Origin of the sequence: Bacillus sp. GMs2/2, assembly GCF_050172095.1 — a bacterium.
GTDB classification, from domain to species: domain Bacteria; phylum Bacillota; class Bacilli; order Bacillales; family Bacillaceae_G; genus Bacillus_A; species Bacillus_A cereus.
Window position 1 is genome coordinate 1 of record NZ_JBNLYE010000356.1, and the last position, 3,968, is coordinate 3,968.

A 3,968-nucleotide genomic window follows, 5' to 3' on the forward strand; every position below is an offset into this window, starting at 1 on the left:
TAGCACCACATCGCTATCAAGCTAAGAAATTCATTGTACCCCAAAACGAAAAAAGATGAAAAAATAATAAAAAGCTTATCATTAAGTGCTAAAAGATAAGCTTTTTTGTCTATACTTATTAAATTTTATTTGATTTCTTCCATGCTAATACTGTAATAAGATATTGAATACCAAATAGGAAAGCGAAAAGTATAATAAATCTTGCTATTACTGATAACCATCCAACGAAATCTTCAGGTAAGTTATATTTGTATGTGGTAGCACCTATTGCGACAAAAGAAAAAATAAGGGTATTACTCATTTTTTCTTTTAATTTTTCATTTAATTGTTCTTTATTATTAATATCTGCTTCATAAACACCAGTCAGAATAGATTTAATAAAAAAGAATATCATATAAAAAATTATAATGGCTAATGAAGCAGCCCATTCTAGAAATGGACGGTGTAGATATGCTCCTCGTATTATAAAATCAGCAAAAGCTATAAGTAGGACAACAATTCCAGATTGAGCCCAAATCTTCATTTCGATTTGTTGAATTCTTTCATCTGAGTGTGTACTGAGTGAAAACCATTTTTTTAGTTTTTCCATTTTAAAGTTCCTCCCAAAATAATTTATCTAAGGTTTTATCTAATGTTTTAGCTATATGAATGCAAAGTTTTAAAGAAGGGTTATATTTATTACTTTCAATAAGACTAATGGTTTGTCGTGTAACGTTCACAATATCGGCTAACTCTTGTTGGGTCAGACCTTTTTCTACTCTTGCAATTTTTATTTTACTTACAGACATTAAATACACCTCATTTGTAAAAATAAACTTCATACCATAAATCTTATATTCTATATATTATATTGTTATTAAATCAAATGCAATATATATTTTACATTAAGTCATATATAGGTTACCAATATCTATTTTTTTGCATTTCTATTATTTTTTGTATCTAAAACCAGCCTACAAATATGAAAATACGATATCCTTTCTGTAGAATCATAGGAAAGGGTGGCGTTTTTTATGTCTGTTTCTGTGTCTGATGAATTACAACTATTTGCTCAAGAGATTCAAAGTTTTTTATCTCCAAATACTTTACAGGATCTTGCTAGAGATGTTGGTTTTGTACAACGAACTAGTAAGTATCAAGCAAAAGATTTAGTAGCTTTATGTGTATGGGTGAGCCAAAATGTAGCTATGACTTCTTTAACTCAATTATCTAGCTGTTTAGAAGCATCAACAGAAGTACTCATCAGTCCTGAGGGACTGAATCAACGTTTTAATAAGGCGGCCGTCCAACTTTTACAACACCTACTAGTCGAACTACTAAGCAAAAAATTGGCCGCATCTATGCCGATTTCTTCTCCATACACTTCTGTTTTCAAGCGTATTCGTATTTTAGATTCAACTGCATTTCAACTCCCAGATGTATTTTCATCGGTTTATCCAGGTGCAGGAGGATGCAGCCATACAGCTGGAATAAAAATTCAACTTGAGTATGATTTGTTAAGTGGACAGTTCCTACATATTCATACAGGTCCAGGTAAACAACATGATCGCACTTACGGCTCGCTGTGTGTCCCAACTGTGACAGCAAATGATTTATGTATCAGAGATTTAGGTTATTTTCATTTAAAAGACCTTCAAGATATACAAGATAAAGAGGCCTACTATATCTCTCGTATCAAGTCGAATACACGTATGTATCAAAAAAATCCTAACCCTGATTATTTTCAAGACGGAAGAATTAAGAAAGGTACAGAGTATATACAGATAGATATGGAGACGTTAATGAACTCCCTTCAACCAGGACAAACATGTGAAATAGCTGATGCTTATGTAGGAATGATTGATAAAGTGCCAGCTCGTGTAATTGTTCATCGATTAACAAAACAACAGCAACAAAAACGATTACAAGATCAATCTGTAAGAGAAAAAAAGAAAGGAATGAAGTATTCTCCTCGTAGTAAACGACTCAGTGGTATCAATGTATATATGACAAACACCTCTACAGATATTGTCCCGATGGGACAGGTACATGACTGGTATTCTTTGCGTTGGCAAATCGAAATTTTATTTAAAACGTGGAAGTCATTCTTTCAAATCCATCATTGTAAGAAGATAAAACCAGAACGTTTGGAGTGCCATTTATATGGTCAATTGATTGCCATTCTACTCTGTTCTTCTATCATGTTTCAAATGCGCCAATTGCTCCTCATGAAGAAAAAACGAGAGCTTAGTGAGTATAAAGCCATATATATGATTAAAGACTATTTTCTTCTTCTATTCCAAACTATACAAAAAAACACCCAAGAGCTATCAAAGGTGTTACTTCGTCTGTTCAATCTCCTACAGCAAAGCGGGCGGAAATCTCATCGATATAAGAAGAAAACGGTCTTTGATATATTAGGTGTCGTTTACAATTGTACTATGTCGGACAATCAAGCCGCTTAATTCAAAAAAGTGAAACCCGTTAGGGTTTATTTCGTATGCAAATCTTTCAATCACCTACACTTGCCCTTTAGAAAAAAGAAACAATCTCGCCTAAAATTGACTTTGTATAAGCTTAGCTTGATAGCGATGGGGTAGCACCACATACCCGTCAACCTAAGAATTCCGAAATACCCCAAAATAAAAAAGCGTAGAAATAAAACCCTTCTACACTTTTTTATTACTTAACTAAATATAATTTCTCTTATTGAAATTTCTAATTACCTTATTCAAAATTACAAAAGAAACAATATATTTCATCTTTTATTATGAATAAGATCGACTTTTAGTTTACCTTAATTTTATTATGGATAATAATTTAAATGTATAGTTTATATACTATTAATTCTTTATGATGAAATCATTTTCTTATTTTAAATTTTCTTGTTTTGGTACAATTTTAATAGATTTCTTACTAATCCGTATAAGCATACCAAAAGAGAGAAAGATAAAAAATCCGCCAAAAAGAGCAAATACAACTGTAGGCTTGAAATGTGCTAATAATACCCCCGAAACAATAGGTCCTACAGCCATTCCCATATATCTAATAAAGTTAAACATTCCCATTGCACTTCCTCTATTATGTTCAAATTCATTTGCAATCATAGTAGCAAATAAAGGAGTAAGGATACCAATTGATATTCCGTGAAGAATTAAAGCAACTGTTACGCCAATTAAAGTTTTCGAGTGTGTCACAGCAAATAGTATAACGCTCAAAGCTAATACTACATTTCCAGCTATAAAAAGCTTTTTTTGTGAAATTTTTGATTGAATTGTTTTAAAGGTCATGCTGCCAATTATTAAACTAATAGCCATTGGTAAGTAAAGTAAACCCACTACCTGTAAACTTAATTGATAATGATCAGTTAATAAAATTGGTAAGTAAACAAGGAAGGAGAAATAAAGAAAAAATGCAAAGAAACTTAATATTAATATGGAACTGCCCACTTTGCTTTTAAATATAGAAGCATAGTGAGATATAAGTGTTTTCCCACTCAATTCTTTTTTACTTCCTACACGATCATTAGGGAAATATATCCAATTAGTTATAAATAGAATTACAGATACTGCTACAAGTAGCCAGAAAACACCTGGGTAATTATATTTTTCCCCAATAAAACCTCCTAGCACTGGTGCAACAGCAGGTGCAATGGATAACATGGTTTGATATGTACCCATTGCACTTCCTCGTTGTTCTCCTTGAAATACAGTACCAATTGTAGTTGCGGCAATAAGTGGTATTGCAGCTGTCCCTACAGCCTGTAAAATTCTACATATTAAAAATACTGTAAAGTTACTTGTAATTGCACAACCAATACTCGCTATAATTGTTAAAATAATACTCGGAATAAGAATAGTCCTAGCACCTTTAAAATCAATTATAGAACCAAAAACAATTTGCATAATTGCCGTAATAAAAATAAATATGGAAACGGAAAGGTTAACCATCGTTATAGATACTTGGAATGAATCCCGAATTATGGGGAT

General features: G+C 32.0%; 4 protein-coding genes. 1 reads left to right on the plus strand and 3 read right to left on the minus strand.

Annotation, left to right across the window (positions count from 1 at the left end):
* Positions 1 to 118: 118 nt before the first annotated feature.
* Positions 119 to 589: a DUF6773 family protein gene (locus ACQGS6_RS24160; RefSeq protein WP_000413137.1), complete on the minus strand. Its 471-nt coding sequence runs from the start codon at positions 587 to 589 to the stop codon at positions 119 to 121.
* Position 590: 1 nt separating this feature from the next.
* A complete protein-coding gene (locus tag ACQGS6_RS24165; protein ID WP_016513016.1) occupies positions 591 to 788 on the minus strand; it encodes a helix-turn-helix transcriptional regulator in 198 nt (65 codons plus the stop codon).
* Between the two features lie 225 nt (positions 789 to 1,013).
* Between ACQGS6_RS24165 and ACQGS6_RS24170 the strand changes: the two genes are divergently transcribed.
* Positions 1,014 to 2,444 (plus strand): IS4 family transposase, encoded by a 1,431-nt coding sequence (locus ACQGS6_RS24170; protein ID WP_025967151.1) that lies wholly within the window; start codon positions 1,014 to 1,016, stop codon positions 2,442 to 2,444.
* Between the two features lie 405 nt (positions 2,445 to 2,849).
* Here the strand turns inward: ACQGS6_RS24170 and ACQGS6_RS24175 are convergent.
* Positions 2,850 to 3,968: MFS transporter (locus tag ACQGS6_RS24175; protein WP_426965723.1), on the minus strand; the 1,119-nt coding region annotated here is incomplete at its 5' end.

Coding starts and splice junctions, on each gene's coding strand:
- ACQGS6_RS24160 (WP_000413137.1), bottom strand. CDS start 589: ATGGAAAAACTAAAAAAATGGTTTTCACTCAGTACACACTCAGATGAA.
- ACQGS6_RS24165 (WP_016513016.1), bottom strand. CDS start 788: ATGTCTGTAAGTAAAATAAAAATTGCAAGAGTAGAAAAAGGTCTGACC.
- ACQGS6_RS24170 (WP_025967151.1), top strand. CDS start 1,014: ATGTCTGTTTCTGTGTCTGATGAATTACAACTATTTGCTCAAGAGATT.